Source organism: Enterobacter sp. BRE11 (assembly GCF_031844285.1).
Classification (GTDB): Bacteria; Pseudomonadota; Gammaproteobacteria; order Enterobacterales; family Enterobacteriaceae; genus Pantoea.
The window spans coordinates 308,642-326,011 of record NZ_JAUZUX010000002.1; the positions used below are offsets into that span (position 1 = coordinate 308,642).

The window sequence follows — 17,370 nt, forward strand, 5'->3', positions numbered from 1 at the left end:
CAAACTGCCTTGCGCCTGGATAGCATTCAGGCGCTGGTTTAATGTCGATCAATGCCATTAGCTATTGCCGCATTTTGACTTAGCGAAATAAAATGAGTGGATTGCTATTTCAAGAGCGCGGATTTTTTATCTCACCAGCCGCTCTTACTCATCTTTTCACGCGCTCCCTTCAGCGCTTCACCGCCGCGGTAAGGCATTGGTCACCCGTCGCAAGTTTGACAAAAGGCAGGTCAAACAGCGCAGCGTTATCACTGGTAAACATCACGGTGCCGTAACGCGACTCTCCCGACTTATAGGGCGAAAGCAGCTCCAGCTGAATACCGTTGCTCATCAGCTGATGTCCCTGACTGTCGAACAGAAACAGGCACATCTTATTATTTTTGCCCGGCGTAAACGCCTCTTTTCCGTTGTTATTGATCGTCACTTTATAGGAGACCTGATACTGTGCTTTGTCCGTTACGCTGTTCCAGACGCTGCCCTGCGCATCCTTCGAGGCGAAAACGGTAATATCAGGCGTACTTGCCGAGGCGATGCCGCTGCCGGTGACAAGCATAGCGGCGGTAAGAAGCAGTGCTTTAGCGGATTTAGACACGTGATTTACCCTTGTTTAAAAATAAGCTGTGTGGTGGCGCTGAGGCGCGCTACCACAGCCACTGAAGTGGCAGTCAATCAATGCTGAACCTCAACCTGATTCCAGCCTTGTTTATACATACAGTCTTTAACTAAAATCTCCCTTTGATAGCGATTCGAATCGCTTACGCTATAGCTGACGTCAGATTCGTCGCGCTTTCTATCATGAGAGATGGACTTGCCGCTCACAACATTATCTGGCGGCAGGTCGCGCAGCGCCTGAGCCTCGCAGGCGGTCTCAACCACAGTCTCATCGCGCTCGCTTGCCCCCTGCTTGACCCACTTATATTCAGCGCAGCTTGTCAGAAAGAGAGGCAATATCAGCAAAATCATTCTTTTCATAACGACCTTCAACCTGCTTCATTTAAAACCTGAATCTGCTGCAAACCGCGAGTTGTGCGCTTACGTCTCGAAAAAGCCGCTTGCGAAAGTATTCAGGATGCGGCGCAGTAAAGCCGGTCCCTATTCTTTTACGATCTCTTTTACATCACGCTTCTGTAGCTGATGCATATTTCCGCTCGCATCTTCATAGGAGATCATACCTGTTTCTTTATCAATGGCAGGTTTACCGTTCGCATTAATCATATGCCCGTCATTGGTGGAAATAATGTAGCGCCCTGCACAGGCGGAGAGCGTTGACGCTGCCGCCAGCAACATTAAACTTACCGCTGCCTTTTTGATAAGCATGACTTTGCTCCTTTTGTTAATCAGAATCAGAAAGTGTTAATTTCACCTGCCATCCTGGCGCGCATAAATTAAACCCGTCTTAAACAGACTGTGCTGATATATTCGGAACTGACCCATAGCTGACTTTTATCAATAAAAAAGTTCGCCTGCGAAAATTTCGTCCGCCTAATGTGTAAAGCATTAATACGCTATTAACGGATGAACATAACCGGTGCCGATTTTTTCCTCAGGCGCTGGCGCGCAAAATCAGCCGCCACGCCATCATTACCCGTTCCGTGGGCGCCTGCGGATCGGCTATTTTTTTCAGCAGCAGGTCAAAGGCCGTGCGGCCAATCGCAAGCGACGGCTGCGCAACGGTGGTGAGCGGCGGCGAAACGATTTCGGCTAATTCGGTGCCGTCGAAACCGGCCACGGCGATATCCTGCGGGATACGCAGGCCCGCAGACTCGATGGCGGACATCGCGCCAGCCGCCAGCGTATCCGATACGGCAAACACCGCGTCGGGCCGGGTGGCGCCCTTCAGCAGCGCCTGCATCGCCTGCTTGCCGGCGCTGAAGCTCAGATCGGTGGCGTAGCCGATCGCCTGCCAGCTTAACCCCTGACGCTTCAGCTCCTGCTGATAGCCCTGCTGGCGCAGCTGGGCATATTTGTAGCTGAGATCGTGGTTAATCAGGGCGATATAACGATGGCCGCCCTCAGCCAGGTGGGCGACCAGCTGGCGCGCTGCGTCGGTATCGTTAATCCCTACGCAGGAGATATCACCGCTATCAGCATATTCCGCGCACTGCACCCAGGGCATCTCGCCAATCAGCTGCGTCAGCTCTGGCAGCCGGGTGAAGGCGTCCATCGTAATCACGCCATCCACCACTTTTCCCGCCAGCAGCTGCAGGCTGGAGCGTGAGCGATTGATATCGCCACCGGCGTTGCACAGCAAAATGCGATAGCCGTTCTGTTCCGCCTGCTCCTCGATCCCCTTGACGATTTCGGCACAAAACGGGTTGGAGATATCGGAAACCAGCACCAGCACCATTGAGCTGCGCGCGGTGCGTAGCTGGCGCGCCAGCAGGTTGGGTTGATAGTTGCTGGCTTCTATCGCCTTCAGCACCTTATCCCGGTTGATTTCCTTGACGCTGCCGCTGTGGTTAATGACGCGAGAAACCGTGGCAACGGAAACGCCAGCCAGCTTCGCGATTTTTTGAATGGACATAGAGGGATGACTTCCTGGGTCAGTTTCGGGTCTGTCGCTATCATAATCCCCTGCGAGACAAGACGTGAGTCCAGCTCCGCCGCTGGCGCTCAGCGACAAGGCGCGCCACCTGATGACCTCGGTAACGCGGCGATCAATCCGGCAGCCCAAGCGCGGCGCGCACGCTGGCGCTGCTCTGCCGGGCGGCGAAGTCGTCAAAGCCGTGCTGCGCCACTGGAATAATGTGGCGGCGAATAAACTCCGCGCCCTCGCGCGCGCCAGCCTCCGCCTCTTTCAGGCAGCACTCCCACTCCAGCACCGCCCAGCCATCATAGTTGTACTGCGCCAGCCTGCTGAAAATACCCTTGAAGTCGATCTGACCGTCGCCCGGCGAGCGAAAGCGTCCGGCGCGGTCGATCCACGTCTGGTAGCCGCCGTAGACGCCGCTGCGGCCGTTCGGCAGGTACTCCGCATCTTTGACGTGAAAGGCTTTGATGCGCGCGTGGTAGATGTCAATAAACTGCAGGTAGTCAATGTGCTGCAGGTGCAGATGGCTGGGGTCAAAGAGAATATTGCAGCGCGGATGGTGCTCAACCTTCTCCAGGAAGCGCTCGAAGGTCACGCCGTCATGGAGATCTTCACCGGGATGCAGCTCATAGCAGAGGTCAACGCCGTGGCGATCGTAGATGTCGAGCAGCGGCTGCCAGCGGCGCGCCAGCTCGGCGAACGCCTCCTCGAACAGCTGCGGATTTTGCGGCGGCCAGGGATAGAGATAGGGCCAGGCGAGCGAGCCAGAAAAGGTCGCATGGGCGTGCAGCCCGAGGTTTTGCGACGCGGCTGCCGCCAGCCTCACCTGCTCTGTCGCCCAGGCAGTGCGCGCCTCGCGCTTGCCGCGCACGCTGGCTGGCGCAAAGTTGTCGAAGGCGGCGTCGTGCGCCGGATGCACCGCTACCAGCTGTCCCTCCAGATGCGTTGAGAGCTCGCTGATGCACAGCCCCTTCTCCTGCAGCACGCCGCGCACCTCGTCGCAGTAGGTCTGGCTGCTGGCAGCCCGCTGCAGATCGAATATCCCAGGATGATTGCAGGGGATCTGCAGGGCTTTGTAGCCGAGCGAAGCCGCCCACTGCGCCAGCCCCGCCAGCGAATTAAACGGCGCCTGCTGGCCGATAAACTGCGAAAGAAAAATGCCTGGACCTTTCAGCGTTTTCAAAATCACCTCTCCTCTATTCGCTCAGTCGCGATACCTGAACGTGAACAGAAACAGTATGGCGATTGCCGCGGCGGCAATCGCCGGGATCCACCAGAACAGCGCCCAGCTGGCGGCGGAAACCTGACCGGCGACCAGATGGTTATAGAGCGCCCCGGAGATTTGCGACCCCAGCAGCATGCCGATGCCGTAAGTAAACATCACGATCATGCTCTGCGCCTGACCTTTTACTTTCTCGCCCGCGATGCGGTCGGTGTAGATAAAGCCGACCACAAAGAAAAAGTCGTAGCAGATGCCGTGTAGCAAGATGCCCAGCCAGATGAGAGCACGCCCCTCTTCGCCCATGCCCATGGCGAACAGCGCATAGCGTACAAACCAGGCGGTCATGCCCACCAGCAGCATGATTTTTACGCCGAGGCGACGGAATAGCAGCGGGATCACCAGCATAAAAAAGATTTCCGACATCTGGCCGAACGACATCAGCGTACTGACGTTTTGCACCCCAGCGTCGGCCAGCCAGGAGGCGGTAAAGGCGTAATAGGTGCCGAGCGGAATAGAGATCAGGGTGGCGCAGAGCGAAAAGATAAAAAAGTGACGGATTTTCAGCAGCGCGAAGGCGTCGGCGCAGAAGAGATCGCGCAGGTGAAAAGGCCCGCCTTTCGCTGGCGCGGGCGTGTGCGGCAGCGTCAGGCTATAGATCGCCAGCATGACCGAGCTGATGGCCGCCAGCGTAAAAATGGCGACGCTGGAGGCGATGCCGACGACACCGATAAAAATCCCCGCCACGATCCAGCCAATGGTGCCAAAAACCCGCACCACCGGGAAACTCTTCTCGCTGCTCGCCAGGCTGTGAAAGGCGATATTATTGGTCAGCGCCAGCGTGGGCATATAGCACAGGGTGTAGCCGAACAGTAAGGCGATGAGCAAGCCGCCGTTTTCCGCCACCACCGCCTGCGGCACAAACCACAGAATGAGTGCGCCAGCCAGATGCATCACCGCCAGCACCTTTTGCGACGGGAAGAAGCGATCCACCAGCATGCCCAGAACAAAGGGTGACAGTATCGACGCTATCGGCCCGGCCGAAAAGGCATCGCCAATCAGCAGCGACATATTGTGCTGCGTCATCACCAGCCCGAGCGTTACCGACCAGCTGCCCCAGATAAAAAACTGCAGAAACATCATGAGCGACAGCCGCGGCACCAGCATGCGCTGTGCCGCTACGGCGCGGTCGTGACCTTGCGTGTAAGAAACCATAGCCGCCTCGCAGAGAAAAGTAATCGATTACAATTAACATCTATTAAAAAAGTAATCGATTACAAAGCATCTTTCTCTTCTATTGATCACATTTTGCACAACGAGCTGGAGGCAAACGCCTTTTACGACATGATGCTTTTGTGATCCATATTGTAGTACAAATATTTTTTATCGTACTACAATAGCGTCATGCAGAGAGCTGCTTATGTCCGCGTTGTACTTCAAACATGAGGCGAAACTGAGCGCCCGGGGTAAAGTAGAGGCAAACAGACCGGCACAAGGAGCTTCTATGACCCTCAATAAAACCGACCGCATCGTGATTACGCTGGGCCAGCAGATCGTCAGCGGCAAATATCTGCCCGGCGCGCCGCTGCCCGCCGAGATGGAGTTGTGCGAGGAGTTCGCCACCTCGCGCAATATTATCCGTGAGGTGTTCCGTTCGCTGACGGCGAAGCGGCTGATTGAAATAAAGCGCTACTACGGCGCTTTCGTCACGCCGCGCAATCAGTGGAACTACCTGGACTCGGACGTGCTGCAGTGGGTGCTGGAAAACGACGACGATCCGCGCCTGATCGCGGCCATGAGCGAAGTGCGCAACCTCGTGGAGCCTGCCATCGCCCGCTGGGCGGCGGAGCGCGCGACGTCGCAGGATCTGGCACAGATTGAAGCGGCGCTCAACGACATGATCGCTAATAACCAGGACCGGGACGCCTTTAACGAGGCGGACATTCGCTATCACGAAGCGGTGCTGCGCGCGGTGCACAACCCGGTGCTTGAACAGCTCAGCGTGGCGATCAGCTCCCTCCAGCGCGCCGTCTTCGAGCGCACCTGGCAGGGCGACGAGGCCAATATGCCGAAAACGCTAAGCGAACATAAAGCGCTGTTCGACGCCATACGGCTGCAGAACGGCGAGGCGGCAGAGCAGGCGGCTTACACCATGATCGCCAGCTCGACACACAGGTTAAAGGACATCACATGAGATCTCGCTATATCGCCGTTGACTGGGGCTCCACCAATTTGCGCGCCTGGCTTTTCGACCATGAACGCTGCCAGGAAAGCAGAACGTCAGAAGCGGGCGTTACCCGGCTGAACGGAAAGCGCCCGCAGGCGGTATTAGACGAGATCACGCAGGGGTGGCGCGACGGTGAGACGCCGGTGGTGATGGCCGGCATGGTGGGCAGCAACGTGGGCTGGAAAAGCGTGCCCTATCTGCCGCTGCCTGCCCGCTTATCAGCGATCGGCGAGCAGCTGACGCCGATCGACCACAACGTCTGGATCGTACCCGGCTTGTGCGTCAGCCGCGAGGATCACCATAACGTGATGCGCGGCGAAGAGACGCAGCTGCTCGGCGCCCACGCGCTGGCGCCCTCGCCCGTTTACGTGATGCCGGGCACCCACTGCAAATGGGTGCAGATCGACAACGAACGTATTCTCGACTTTCACACCGTGATGACCGGCGAACTTCACGCGCTGCTGCTGCGCCACTCTCTCATTGGCGCCGGTTTGCCTGAGCAGCAGCCGTCGCAGACGGCGTTTGACGCCGGGCTGGCACGCGGAATTGCGACACCGGCGCTGCTGGCGCAGCTCTTCGAGATCCGCGCCGCGCATATCCTCGGCAGCCTGGCGCCTGAAGAGGTCAGCGACTTCTTATCCGGTCTGCTGATTGGCGCAGAGGTCGCCACGCTGCGCGAACGCTTTGGCCATCAGCCGATCGCCCTCGTCGGCGGAGCATCGCTGACCCGCCGATATCAACAGGCGCTGGCCGCCATTGGCCAGCAGGCCAGCGTAATAGCTGGCGATACCGCCTTTCAGGCAGGCATAAGGAGCATCGTTAATGCAATGGCAAACTGAACTTCCCCTTATCGCGATTCTGCGCGGCGTCACGCCCGACGAGGTCGTGGCGCACGTCGGCGCGGTTATCGACGCGGGTTTCGATGCGGTAGAAATTCCGCTCAATTCGCCCCAGTGGGCGCTCAGCATCCCGCTGATCCTTGAAGCTTACGGCGACAGGGCGTTGATAGGCGCCGGCACGGTGTTGAAAATCGAACAGGTGGACAGGCTGGCGGAGATGGGCAGCAAGCTTATCGTGACGCCGAATATTCAGCCGGCGCTGATCCGCCACGCCGTGAGCCTCGGCATGATCGTCTGCCCTGGCTGCGCGACGGCCAGCGAAGCCTTTAACGCGCTGGAGGCTGGCGCGCAGGCGTTAAAAATCTTCCCCTCCTCCGCGTTCGGTCCGGGCTACATCAAGGCGCTAAAAGCGGTGCTGCCCGACGACGTGCCGGTGCTTGCCGTGGGCGGCGTTACGCCGGAAAACCTGGCGCAGTGGCTTGAGGCGGGCTGCGCAGGGGCCGGGCTCGGCAGCGATCTCTATCGCGCCGGTCAGCCCGTGGAGCGAACCGCGCAGCAGGCGGCCGCCTTTGTTCAGGCATACAGAGAGGCAGTGAAATGAAAATAACCCGGCTCACCACCTACCGTTTACCCCCGCGCTGGATGTTTCTTAAAATCGAAACCGACGAAGGCGTCGTCGGCTGGGGAGAACCCGTTATCGAGGGGCGCGCGCGCACCGTCGAAGCCGCCGTGCATGAACTCGGCGACTACCTGATTGGTCAGGATCCGGCGCGCATCAACGATCTGTGGCAGGTCATGTATCGCGCCGGGTTTTACCGCGGCGGTCCGATCATGATGAGCGCCATCGCCGGCATCGATCAGGCGCTGTGGGATATCAAAGGCAAGGTGCTGGACGCGCCGGTGTGGCAGCTGATGGGCGGTCTGGTGCGGGATAAAATCAAAGCCTATAGCTGGGTGGGCGGCGATCGACCGGCGGACGCGATCGCCGGCATCCATCGATTACGCGAAATCGGCTTCGACACCTTCAAGCTTAACGGCTGCGAAGAGCTGGGCCTTATCGACGACTCGCGCAAAGTCGACGCCGCGGTGAATACCGTCGCGCAAATTCGCGATGCGTTCGGCGATAAGATTGAGTTCGGCCTCGACTTTCACGGCCGCGTGAGCGCGCCGATGGCGAAGGTGTTGATCAAAGAGCTTGAGCCCTACCGCCCGCTGTTTATCGAAGAGCCGGTCCTGGCGGAGCAGGCGGAATATTACCCGAGGCTGGCGGCGCAAACCGCTATCCCTATCGCGGCGGGCGAACGCATGTTCTCGCGTTTTGAGTTCAAACGCGTGCTCGAGGCGGGCGGGCTGGCGATTCTGCAGCCCGATCTCTCCCATGCAGGCGGCATCACCGAATGCGTCAAAATTGCGGCGATGGCGGAAGCTTACGACGTCGCCCTGGCGCCGCACTGCCCGCTCGGCCCGATCGCCCTCGCCGCCTGTCTGCACGTCGATTTCGTCTCGCGCAACGCCGTTTTCCAGGAGCAGAGCATGGGCATTCATTACAACCAGGGCGCGGAGCTGCTCGACTTTGTGAAAAACAAGGCGGACTTCAGCATGGAAGGCGGCTTCTTTAAACCCTTAATGAAGCCGGGGCTCGGCGTGGAGATCGATGAGGAGCAGGTGATCGCACGCAGCAAAAACGCGCCAGACTGGCGTAACCCGCTGTGGCGTCATGCGGACGGTTCCGTCGCGGAGTGGTAGGGCGAATGATGTAGCCCGGCTCCGCTCGCCGCGGACTATCTGACAATCAATAAATAGAAAACACACCCTCTGTAAATAACAGGGCATGGTGAACGGCTTCGCCATGCCCAAAATCTGGAGACAGATTACGATGACTATTTCTGTAAGCAAGGCAAAACCAGGGCGACGTCGTTATCTCACGCTGTTGATGATCTTTATTACCGTCGTAATCTGCTATGTTGATCGGGCTAATCTGGCCGTGGCTTCCGCGCATATTCAGCAGGAGTTCGGCATCACTAAAGCGGAGATGGGCTATCTCTTTTCCGCCTTCGCCTGGCTTTATACCCTGTGCCAGATCCCCGGCGGCTGGTTTCTTGACCGCGTTGGTTCGCGGCTGACCTATTTTATCGCCATTCTGGACTGGTCGGTGGCGACCCTGCTGCAGGGCTTCGCCACCGGGCTGGTCTCGCTGATCGCCCTGCGCGCCGTAACCGGCATTTTCGAAGCGCCCGCCTTTCCCACCAATAACCGCATGGTCACCAGCTGGTTTCCGGAACAGGAGCGCGCCTCCGCGGTGGGTTTCTTCACCTCTGGACAGTTTGTCGGCCTGGCCTTTCTGACGCCGCTGTTAATCTGGATTCAGGAGCTGTTGAGCTGGCACTGGGTCTTTATCGTCACCGGCGGTGTCGGCATTATCTGGTCGCTGGTTTGGTTCAGGGTTTACCAGCCGCCGCGTCTTACCAAAAGCATCGGCAAGGCGGAGCTCGATTATATTCAGCGCGGCGGCGGCCTGGTTGACGGTGACGCGCCCACCACCCGCGCAGCGCGCCAGACGCTGAGCAAAGCTGACTGGAAGCTGGTGTTTCATCGCAAGCTGCTGGGCGTCTATCTGGGACAGTTCGCCGTGACCTCGACGCTGTGGTTTTTCCTGACCTGGTTCCCAAATTATCTGACTCAGGAAAAAGGCATCACCGCGCTGAAAGCGGGCTTTATGACCACGGTGCCCTTTCTCGCCGCTTTTGTTGGCGTGCTGCTCTCCGGCTGGCTGGCGGACAGGCTGGTGAAAAGAGGCTATTCGCTCGGCGCGGCGCGTAAAACGCCGATTATCTGCGGGCTGCTGATCTCCACCTGCATTATGGGCGCCAACTACACCGACGATCCCGTCTGGATTATGGCGCTGATGGCGGTGGCCTTTTTCGGCAACGGCTTCGCGTCGATCACCTGGTCGCTGGTGTCGTCGCTGGCGCCGATGCGTCTGATTGGCCTGACCGGCGGCGTATTTAATTTCGTCGGCGGGCTGGGCGGCATTACCGTTCCGCTGGCGGTCGGCTATCTGGCGCAGGATTACGGCTTTGGCCCGGCCCTGCTCTATATCGCGGCGGTGGCGTTGATCGGCGCGCTCTCCTATATCCTGCTGGTGGGCGAGGTAAAACGCATCGCCGAACCTGAAGCAAGCCAGAAGGGTCTGCGTCCACTGGAGACCCCTCAGTCAAAATAGGGGTTGAGCAGCGGCGCCACCCGCGCGCGGGCGCGGCCACCGGCACCTTTGTGCTGCCCGAAGGCAGCGCCTGATGCCCTGACGCGAAGCATCTGATGCCTGAGGCGGATATCTGTTCTGCCTCAGGCGCGCCTCGCCTTTTCTGACTAAGCGGTTGCCCTTCGCTAGTAGCGGAGGCGCCCATGGCGTCCCGCGATCAACAGGCTGCTCTCCTGCGGCGCCAGACTCTCCTCTTCCGTCTCGTTCAGGCTGGCGAGCAGGCTGTCGGCCCACCAGTGGCAGTCGAGGCGTCGGATGCCTTTCATCAGCCTGGCGTGCCGGTTCTGACGCTCCTTTAGCGGCAGCCGCAGCGCGGTATGGATAGCGTCGGCAATGGCGTCGGGATCGTAGGGATTGACGACAATCGCCCCATCCAGATGCTCCGAAGCGCCTGCGAACTGCGACAGAATAAGCACGCCGGGATTGGCGCGGTCCTGCAGCGCCACATACATTTTCGCCATCAGGCTCATGCCGGCCATCAGCGGCGTCACCAGCGCGACGCGTGACGCACGGTAGATGCCCGCCTGCTCCTCCCGACTGTAGGCGTGCGTCAGGCAGCTCACCGGATACCAGCCCAGCATACCGTGCGCGCCGTTCATTTCACCGCACCGGCTTTCCAGATCCTGAGCGACCTCTCTGACGCGCGGAAGATGCCCGGCGGCCTTTGAGGCGAGCTGCAGCAGGCGAATCGATCCCTCATGCTCGGGATGGGCGCGCAGCAGCACCTCCATGGCGCTGAGGCGATACGGCAGCCCGGCGCTGCTGTCCAGATGACCGCCGCTAAGCACGGTGTGTTCCGGCAGCGTGTCGCGGCACTGCTGCTCCATCAGGCGACAGCTGTTGCTCTCTTTCAGATACTCCACATCCTCCAGGTCGATCCCCACAGGAAAGACGCCGTTCGTAATGATGCGGCCATGGACGCGTACGCGGGTGGCGCTGAGACGCTCGGTGCGGTATTCGCTTTCGATCCACAGCAGAAAGTTATTCATATCCTGAAGGGTCTGAAAGCCGATTAGATCGCTGCACAGCAGCGACTCGGCCAGCCACTGCCAGTCTGGAATCGCCTCAAATCCCTGCCCCGCAGGAAACGGCTGATGAAAGAAAAATGCGGTGCGGTTGAGCAGCCCCGCCTCGCGCAGCAGTTTTATGCAGGGAATGAGATGGTAGTCCTGAATCAGCAGCCGATCGTCCGGCATCGCATACTCCGCGATCGCCCGGGCATAGGCTTCGTTGATTTTCTGGTAGTGACGGCGGCCGTGGTGGGTAAAGCGCGCCAGGTCGGGACGCTGATGAAAAACGGGCCACAGCCCCTGATGAACGTAGCCGTGGTAGCCGACATCCGACTCTTCCTGGGTCAGCGGAAACGTCAGGGTGTCAAACTTTTTTCCGTGGCGAAATGAGAGCGTGCGCTGCGCGTCGGGCGCCATCGCTTCGCATTTTCCGTTCCAGCTAACCCATAGTCCGCCGCGGCGCGACAGGATAGTTTCATACAGCGCCGAGAGCGTGGCGTGCTGAGAGTAGTTATGTGAAACCAGAATTAAGCCTGACATAGAAGGATCCTGTAGTGCCTCCGGATTATTGCCGGACGGCGAAGATGAACTGGACAGATTAATGGGCTGACGCAACAACATCTGGATAAGGCCGCTCATGATTCTGCGGCCGTTACTGCAGCGCGCAGGATTCGGCGTGCGCCTCGACGTCGGCGTTCAGGAGGCGAAAAATATGCAGCCCTGGAACGGTCGGCACGGCGCTAAAGCCGTTCTTGATCAGGAACGGCGACGCCTCGCTGCTCCAGCTGAGAACGGCGCAGCAGCTTTGCGTGGCGGGATGGCTCAGACTGCAGCTCAGCATCCAGGAGCCCAGTCCGATAAAGCGGTACTCCGGCGCGACAATCAGGTCGCGCAGCACCACCGTGCCCGCCAGATCGGTGACCATACGCGCGAAGCCAATCTGCCTCGCTTTGCGATAGAGGCCGAAACAGAGGCTGCCGTGCAGCGCCAGCGCCAGATGTCGCCGTCCGGCGGGATGATGCAGCGAGCGGCAGATAAAACCGGCGTCCAGCGCTGCATGGTCGGTGCTGAGGTAAAAGTCATTGTGATACCACTTGCGGGTCGAGAGGATTTTACGCCGCTGCTGCGCGGCCAGATCCGCTACCGCCGTCTCGCTGCTGAAAACGCGAGGAAAGGTTCCATTGAGGCATTTCATCAGGTTCATTCTCCTTATGCAGGTGCTGCAGAAGATTCAACCATGGGCCGTATAAAAATTTTGTATTAATGAGAGGCGCGCAAATAAAAATTGAGTAAAGGTGCTGCGCTGTTTACTGCGCGGGGATTCTGGCAATCACTTTGATTTCAAAATCGAAGCCTGCCAGCCAGTTGACGCCAACTGCCGTCCAGTTCGGATAAGGGGGCCTGGGGAAAGCAGCTTGTTTGACCTGCATAATGGTCGGAAACTGCCTTTCCGGATCGGTATGAAAGGTCGTGACGTCAATCAGATCGTTAAAGCTACATCCGGCGGCGGCCAGCGTCGCCCGGAGGTTATCGAAAGCAAGCTGCACCTGCACGGCAAAATCGGGCTCCGGCGTGCCGTCGGCGCGACTGCCAACCTGTCCTGAGACAAACAGCAAATCCCCAGAACGGATGGCGGCGGAATAACCATGCTCTTCATAGAGCGCGTGGCGGTTAGCCGGGAAAACGGGTTGAGGCTGATTCATGGTATTTCCATCTTTCAGGTCATCAAGCGGGATGCGCAGCCGGTATAAAACATTTAATATACGCCGCGTATGTAATATTAATCACACATACGCGCCGTATGTCAATTCAGATACGACGCGTATGTGACAAGGAGTGCTTATGGCTGTGAAACGCCGCGCCGAAACCATGGAGGCAAACCGCGCCAGGCTGATAGCCGCCGCGCGAAAAGCCTTTGCGGAAAAAGGCTTTGCCGCCGCATCGATGGATGAGCTGACCGCCAGCGTCAATCTGACTCGCGGCGCGCTGTACCATAACTTTGGCGATAAAAAGGGATTGCTGGCCGCCGTCGTCACCCAGATCGATAGCGAGATGGCGCAGCACGCGCGGGATGCCGCCGCAGAGGCTATAGATGAGTGGGAAAAGCTGCTGGCGGAAGGGATTGCCTATATCAGGATGGCGCTGGATGAGGAAGTGCGGCGCATCGTGCTGCTGGATGGCCCCGCTTTCTTAGGCAATCCGGCCCAGTGGCCAAGCCAGAATAGCTGCCTCGAATCCACCCGCCAGCGCATTGCAGAGATGCTGGAACGCGGCGTCATTAAGACGGTAGACCCGGACGCGACCGCCTGCCTGCTGAATAGCGCCGCGCTCAATGCCGCCCAGTGGATTGCCGCCAGCGACGATCCGCAGCAGGCGCTGCCGAAAGTCGTTCAGGTGTTCACACTGCTGGTGATGGGGTTGCGTCAGACGCCTGGCAGCCTGCCGTGAGAAAACTGCCGTTCGCACTGACCGGGATCGCAGGAGAAAACAGCACTATTAGAAAAATGGTAAGCGCGAACTCGCCCCAGTTCAGGGCGAAAAGAGAGAGCAGCGTCATGCCCGCTACCGCGCTAAAGCTCAATTGCATTACCAGTGATGCGGTGGTGCGGCGATAGAATCTTCAATAATCAGCTGACGGACCTGCTCGTCGGTCTGCTGCGGCGACTGCGCCGCTGAAGCCCGGATCCAGAGCAAACTGATGGCCATAACAAGCGAAACAGCAATGGTGCGTGTATCCATAATTTCCCCTGATGATAAGGGGGACAGATTACGCCAGCCCGCCGGCTGGCAATGAGGCGAAAAAACCCCGTTTATGCGCTTTTTTTGCGCCGAGAGCGCTGATGACTGACTGGTCAGCTTTTATTCAGCGTGTAGTTAAAGACGCGGCCATTTTTGGTTTGTACGGTTAGCGTTTTGCCTGCCGTCGTGTCGAGCGTTCTCGCTTCGCTGTAGTTCCACATCAGCAGCTGCTGTCCGTTGGGATATGGCGTTTCCGTATCGGGCGGGCCGAACATCTCAATAAGCTCGGCGCGGGTGGTCAAGCCTGCGCGTATTTTCTGAATGCTCGCCGTATCAAAATTTTGCCCTGTGGAGCTGGAGCAGGCGGTTAGCGCCAGCAACAGAGCAGTGGCTATGCATGCTTTCACTTTTATTTTCCTGCTGTTAAAAGAAACGACAGTGTAGCGGATCTCCCCGGCCCTGCCTGCTTTATGTTCAAAGAGGCTATCTTGCCCCCGGTGCGCAGGGTACGCAATTTATGCCGAACGCCTGGCCTGACCTGCGCCAGCGTGCTGCCAGGTACGCCCTGTTCGCTTATACATTCACGCTGCTTAATCTTCACTTAAGAATAATCTTATAGGATAGGCGCTGTATTAGCCCAACCCGGGCTTTTCCGGAGCCTACTCTCATGCAAAATAAGATCGCAGATTCTCAATTCCTCAGTAAAGTCCCCGCCGTTACGCTGGCGTTCTGGCTAACCAAAATTGCCGCCACCACGCTGGGTGAAACCGGCGGCGATGCGGTGACCATGTCGATGAATCTGGGCTACCTCACCGGTACGCTGATTTTTGCCATTATCTTTTTAGTCGCTGTCGTGGTGCAGATTAAACGCCACAGCTTTAATAAGTGGAGCTACTGGTTTACCGTGGTTGCTACCACCACCGTCGGCACCACGCTGGCAGACTTTGCCGATCGCTCGCTGGGAATAGGCTATCTGGGCGGCACGCTGCTGCTGAGCACGCTGCTGGTTCTCTCGCTGTTTGTCTGGCGCATTACCTGCGGCTCCATCGCCGTGCATTCTGTCAACAACCGGCTAACCGAGAGTTTTTACTGGGTCACCATTATGTTCTCGCAAACCCTGGGCACGGCGTTAGGCGACTGGACCGCAGACAGCGAAGGGCTGGGCTACGACGGCGGGATCCTGCTGTTTGTCGGCGCGCTGGCGATTATCTGGGCTGCCAGCCGCTTTACCTCGTTCTCACGCACCGCGCTGTTCTGGGCTGCTTTTATCCTGACCCGACCGCTAGGCGCGGTGGTAGGCGATTTCCTTGATAAGCCCGTCGCATCGGGCGGCCTTGCGCTGAGCCGCTATAGCGCCTCGCTGACGCTGGCGCTGCTTATTATCGCGTTTCTCTGGCTGCTGCCGCAGCGTGCGGCGCTTAAGACCGCGACGGCGAGTTAATAGCACAGCGCCAGCGGCAGCCTGGCTGACAATATTTATCGCAATGAGATTATTTTAAAGCCGCCAGCGATGGCGGCTTTTGTATTATCTGGGGGATGGAAAAGTCGCGCGGCTCGTACGCCAGGGGCGGAGCAGGCTATTATTGAACATCCGGATCATATGGCTCGTATCATTGGAGAAACTCCTCCGCCGCGCCTCGCCTCAGTGGTGATCGAGTTACGCAGAGCGATAAGAGAGGGGAATCAGCCCGTAACGGATGAAATGGAGGTTGAGTGAAGAGCAATAGCCCTGAGAATAGCGGCACGTCAGAAAAATCAATGTTAAACCGCACGCTTATCCTGCTGTTTGCCATCACAGGCGGGATGGCGGTCGGGAATCTCTACTGGGCACAGCCGCTGCTGAATGATATCGCCCTCTCATTTGGCGCACAGCCAGACTCTGCGAGTATGCTGGTCACCTTCACGCAGTTGGGCTACGCAACCGGCATTCTGCTGCTGGTGCCGCTGGGTGACATCCGAAATCGCCGCCGGCTTATACCCATGCTACTTTTTCTCTCTGCACTTTCTCTTTGTCTGACCGCCGTCGCGCCTTCTATGCCATTGCTGATGGCGGCAATGGCGCTGACCGGGCTGACGACCGTCGCTGGCCAGCTTTTGACGCCTTTTGCTGGCGATCTGGCGAGCCCGTCGCAGTTAGGAAAAGTGCTGGGCACGATCATTTCAGGGATGCTTATCGGTATCCTCTTGTCCAGAACCGTCAGTGGGCTGATTGCCGATTTGCTCGGCTGGCGTGCGGTCTATTTTATCGCGGCGGGCGGCGCGTTGATCCTGTCATTCCTGATGCTGCGTATGCTTCCAGCCGATATTCCTCGTCAGCACCTGAGCTACAGAGCGTTAATGCGCTCGCTGCTGTCGGTGATAGCGGAAAGCGCAACGGTGCGTATTACCCTGCTTATCGCTGCCTGCGGCTTTCTTGTTTTCACGATGTTCTGGACCAGCCTGACGTTTCTGTTAAGTGCAGCGCCCTTCTCCTATACCGTCAGCCAGATCGGCCTGACGGGGCTGGCAGGACTGGCCGGCGCGCTGATGGCCAGACGGGCAGGCATTCTGCATGACCGGGGGTATTCGGTGGCGGCGACGGGCCTGGCGCTGTTACTGGCCCTGGTGGCTATCGGCGTGGCCGCCTGGGGCCGCAACAGCATCTGGCTGATCATCCTGGCGATTATCCTGATCGATATCGCCGTACAGACGTTGAACGTGTTGCATCAGACACGCATCATTTCTGTTAACCCAACAATGCGGAGCCGACTAAGCACCATCTTTGTCGTCTCTAACTTTATCGGCGCGGCGATGGACTCAGCGCTGGCGGGCCTACTGTGGCACGCGGGAGGCTGGAGCGCGGTCATGACCGGCGCGACGGGGTTTCTGGCGCTGGCGCTGGCGATCTGGTCTATGAAGCGAGATAGCCTAAAGCTCACATAACGGCTATCAGACTGTAGCGGTGAAGTACGCTAACGACGCAGTGCCTTTGCAGATTCATGGCAACGCGGAGATAAGGATTCTGGCTGAATGGAAAGGCTAATCTGTACGACTGGTAAGAAGCGCTGCTAATTAGGTACGACAGGCAGAGAGCCATGCTGCGATACCGCCAGTTAAAGCTGAACTGACTCTTACTACCCGCTTTGCCAGAGATAAAACCCGCAGAGCCCTTCGCCAGAGTTCCATACCAAATCCTTAATCATAACGGCCTGCCCCCTGAAATCATCCGTGCTCCCCAGGTCGAGCGCAGTCAACAGCAGGCCAATAAATACCAAAAGGACTGTTGCTTGTTCTTTTGCCTTTTGCTAAATCGACGGTTCGTCGCAGCCAACCAGCATCAACGGTATGACGGTTAGCGTTATCAATTCATCATATTTCATTTCTTAATTCCCTCTCATTCGATAATGAGGACGTAGCGTAACTTGAGAAATTTGCTATGCGTTTAGTCAAAACAAGATAATTAAAACTGCATTGACATAATAACTTCTCGAAGCAACTCACACTCGATAGCCCCAGCACAGAATTAATCATCCTTACCTAACATTAGCTAACCCCCTTATTTTAG

19 protein-coding genes are annotated in these 17,370 nt (G+C 57.9%); 8 read left to right on the forward strand and 11 right to left on the reverse strand.

All coding sequences use genetic code 11. The features are described from left to right. Positions 1-169: 169 nt before the first annotated feature. From Q9R34_RS03610 to Q9R34_RS03635, 6 genes are all read right to left on the reverse strand, one after another. Entirely contained in the window at positions 170-592 is a 423-nt protein-coding gene (locus tag Q9R34_RS03610) for a DUF4354 family protein (protein ID WP_434125019.1), read from the reverse strand. A gap of 77 nt (positions 593-669) precedes the next feature. Further along, positions 670-972, reverse strand: a complete 303-nt coding sequence (locus Q9R34_RS03615; RefSeq protein WP_485892420.1) for a hypothetical protein — start codon at positions 970-972, stop codon at positions 670-672. Positions 973-1,092: 120 nt separating this feature from the next. After that, entirely contained in the window at positions 1,093-1,317 is a 225-nt protein-coding gene (locus tag Q9R34_RS03620) for a YgdI/YgdR family lipoprotein (protein WP_434125021.1), read from the reverse strand. Positions 1,318-1,543: 226 nt separating this feature from the next. Then, complete coding sequence (locus Q9R34_RS03625; protein ID WP_485892421.1) at positions 1,544-2,524, reverse strand: LacI family DNA-binding transcriptional regulator; 981 nt, start codon at positions 2,522-2,524, stop codon at positions 1,544-1,546. A gap of 133 nt (positions 2,525-2,657) precedes the next feature. Continuing rightward, positions 2,658-3,713: a sugar phosphate isomerase/epimerase family protein gene (locus Q9R34_RS03630; protein WP_485892423.1), complete on the reverse strand. Its 1,056-nt coding sequence runs from the start codon at positions 3,711-3,713 to the stop codon at positions 2,658-2,660. A gap of 21 nt (positions 3,714-3,734) precedes the next feature. Further along, on the reverse strand, positions 3,735-4,964 hold the full coding sequence (locus Q9R34_RS03635; RefSeq protein ID WP_485892424.1) for an MFS transporter: 1,230 nt from the start codon (positions 4,962-4,964) through the stop codon (positions 3,735-3,737). 289 nt (positions 4,965-5,253) lie between these two features. On the opposite strand from Q9R34_RS03635, the gene dgoR reads away from it, so the two are divergent. The 5 genes from dgoR to Q9R34_RS03660 all read left to right on the forward strand — a co-directional run bounded on the left by dgoR (position 5,254) and on the right by Q9R34_RS03660 (position 10,038). Continuing rightward, entirely contained in the window at positions 5,254-5,943 is a 690-nt protein-coding gene (dgoR, locus tag Q9R34_RS03640; protein WP_485892425.1) for a D-galactonate utilization transcriptional regulator DgoR, read from the forward strand. After that, on the forward strand, positions 5,940-6,815 hold the full coding sequence (locus Q9R34_RS03645) for a 2-dehydro-3-deoxygalactonokinase (RefSeq protein ID WP_485892426.1): 876 nt from the start codon (positions 5,940-5,942) through the stop codon (positions 6,813-6,815). Before dgoR ends, Q9R34_RS03645 begins: the two co-directional genes overlap by 4 nt. Beyond that, positions 6,799-7,416 (forward strand): 2-dehydro-3-deoxy-6-phosphogalactonate aldolase, encoded by a 618-nt coding sequence (locus Q9R34_RS03650; protein ID WP_434125027.1) that lies wholly within the window; start codon positions 6,799-6,801, stop codon positions 7,414-7,416. Before Q9R34_RS03645 ends, Q9R34_RS03650 begins: the two co-directional genes overlap by 17 nt. After that, positions 7,413-8,561, forward strand: a complete 1,149-nt coding sequence (dgoD, locus tag Q9R34_RS03655; RefSeq protein WP_485892428.1) for a galactonate dehydratase — start codon at positions 7,413-7,415, stop codon at positions 8,559-8,561. Before Q9R34_RS03650 ends, dgoD begins: the two co-directional genes overlap by 4 nt. Before the next feature lie 85 nt (positions 8,562-8,646). Further along, a complete protein-coding gene (locus tag Q9R34_RS03660; protein ID WP_485892429.1) occupies positions 8,647-10,038 on the forward strand; it encodes an MFS transporter in 1,392 nt (463 codons plus the stop codon). A 164-nt stretch (positions 10,039-10,202) separates the two neighbouring features. Here Q9R34_RS03660 and Q9R34_RS03665 read toward each other — a convergent pair whose 3' ends face one another. The 3 genes from Q9R34_RS03665 to Q9R34_RS03675 form a co-directional block, all read right to left on the reverse strand. Next, the gene (locus Q9R34_RS03665) at positions 10,203-11,627 is read right to left on the reverse strand and encodes an alpha,alpha-trehalose-phosphate synthase (UDP-forming) (protein ID WP_485892431.1); all 1,425 of its coding nucleotides are present in this window, start codon (positions 11,625-11,627) and stop codon (positions 10,203-10,205) included. Between the two features lie 112 nt (positions 11,628-11,739). Continuing rightward, positions 11,740-12,282: a GNAT family N-acetyltransferase gene (locus tag Q9R34_RS03670; RefSeq protein ID WP_485892433.1), complete on the reverse strand. Its 543-nt coding sequence runs from the start codon at positions 12,280-12,282 to the stop codon at positions 11,740-11,742. Positions 12,283-12,394: 112 nt separating this feature from the next. Beyond that, complete coding sequence (locus Q9R34_RS03675; protein WP_434125032.1) at positions 12,395-12,790, reverse strand: RidA family protein; 396 nt, start codon at positions 12,788-12,790, stop codon at positions 12,395-12,397. A gap of 139 nt (positions 12,791-12,929) precedes the next feature. Between Q9R34_RS03675 and Q9R34_RS03680 the strand changes: the two genes are divergently transcribed. Next, entirely contained in the window at positions 12,930-13,535 is a 606-nt protein-coding gene (locus tag Q9R34_RS03680; protein ID WP_434125033.1) for a TetR/AcrR family transcriptional regulator, read from the forward strand. A gap of 138 nt (positions 13,536-13,673) precedes the next feature. Here Q9R34_RS03680 and Q9R34_RS03685 read toward each other — a convergent pair whose 3' ends face one another. Continuing rightward, on the reverse strand, positions 13,674-13,826 hold the full coding sequence (locus tag Q9R34_RS03685; RefSeq protein WP_434125034.1) for a hypothetical protein: 153 nt from the start codon (positions 13,824-13,826) through the stop codon (positions 13,674-13,676). A gap of 113 nt (positions 13,827-13,939) precedes the next feature. Next, on the reverse strand, positions 13,940-14,233 hold the full coding sequence (locus Q9R34_RS03690; RefSeq protein ID WP_485892435.1) for a hypothetical protein: 294 nt from the start codon (positions 14,231-14,233) through the stop codon (positions 13,940-13,942). Positions 14,234-14,493: 260 nt separating this feature from the next. Here Q9R34_RS03690 and Q9R34_RS03695 point away from each other — a divergent pair, with 260 nt between their 5' ends. Next, positions 14,494-15,267 (forward strand): COG4705 family protein, encoded by a 774-nt coding sequence (locus Q9R34_RS03695; protein WP_485892436.1) that lies wholly within the window; start codon positions 14,494-14,496, stop codon positions 15,265-15,267. Between the two features lie 317 nt (positions 15,268-15,584). Next, positions 15,585-16,748 (forward strand): MFS transporter, encoded by a 1,164-nt coding sequence (locus Q9R34_RS03700; RefSeq protein ID WP_485892437.1) that lies wholly within the window; start codon positions 15,585-15,587, stop codon positions 16,746-16,748. Positions 16,749-17,370 lie beyond the last annotated feature (622 nt).